This window comes from Protofrankia sp. Cr2 (genome assembly GCF_963555885.1).
In the GTDB taxonomy this organism is placed as follows: Bacteria; Actinomycetota; Actinomycetes; order Frankiales; family Frankiaceae; genus Protofrankia.
The window spans coordinates 1-994 of record NZ_CAUVXG010000060.1 but is presented as its reverse complement, the minus strand read 5'-3'; the positions used below and the strand labels follow the sequence as shown (position 1 = coordinate 994).

Genomic DNA, 994 nt, shown 5'->3' with positions numbered 1-994 from the left:
TCAGCGCCAGGGTCAGGGTCAGGGTCAGCGGCACGGTCGGCTTCGGGGCCGGCCGGCGTGGATATCTCGTTGAGCCGTGATGACCGGGATGCGCTGCTGACCGCCCTGGCGGAGAGTTTCACCACCGACATGGCGGCCGAGCGGGTGCTGAGCCGTATCAACTATCCGCGGTCGCGGCGTCCCGGCTTTGCCAATGCCGTGCCCGAGCAGATCTGGAACATGATCCTCATCGACTTGGAGAACGGCGCGGTCGCGACGCCGTTCCGGGCGCTGCTGACCTCCGCCCTGCGCGACCAGCCCCACAACCGGGTTTTCCGCCTGCTGGCGCAGCGATATGGCGTCGACCCCACCGCCCGCTGACCGGCCCCCGATATCGGGTGGGCTGTGTCGTCGGCGGGGTTACGCTGATCGTCACAGGGCAGTGCCGGTAAGCAGTCGGCGGGACGCCGGTGAGCAACGGGGGCGGTGTGGACGAGCAACGGGGAAACGGTTCGGATGCCTTCTCGAGCAACGCCCAGCCCGTGGACGGTGCCTTGCGTGCTTGGGCGGTCGCGCATGCCCGCACCGTGGGCCGCACTGGCGATCCGTCGGGGGCGGCACTTCAGCCTGACGATGCACTGCCGGCCGGACCGGCTGGCCGGCTGGTGGTCACCGCACGGGAACGGCGCACCCTGACCGGCCACACCAGAGAGATCAACTCGGCGGGGTGGGCGACCGGACCAGATGGCCGGCTGCTGCTGGCCTCGGGCAGCTTCGACGACACGGTGCGGATCTGGGATCCGATCACCGGCGCCACCCTGCAGACCCTGACCGGCCACACCGGCCCGGTCGTGTCGGTGGCGTGGGCGACCAGCCCGGATGGCCGGCTGCTGCTGGCGTCGGGCAGCGCCGACGCCACGGTGCGGGTCTGGGATCCGATCACCGGCCACATCCTGCAGACCCTGACCGGCCGCACCGGCTGGGTCGTGTCGGTGGGGTGGGTGACCGGCCCGGA

The 994-nt window shown here is 71.0% G+C and carries 2 protein-coding genes; both read left to right on the top strand.

Annotated elements, in window-relative coordinates; genetic code table 11:
* The first annotated feature begins 69 nt into the window (after nt 1-69).
* The gene (locus U9978_RS20290) at nt 70-360 is read left to right on the top strand and encodes an effector-associated domain EAD1-containing protein (RefSeq protein ID WP_322762728.1); all 291 of its coding nucleotides are present in this window, start codon (nt 70-72) and stop codon (nt 358-360) included.
* Between the two features lie 89 nt (nt 361-449).
* Nucleotides 450-994 (top strand): WD40 repeat domain-containing protein (locus tag U9978_RS20285; RefSeq protein ID WP_416211062.1); only part of this gene is annotated, 545 nt, incomplete at its 3' end.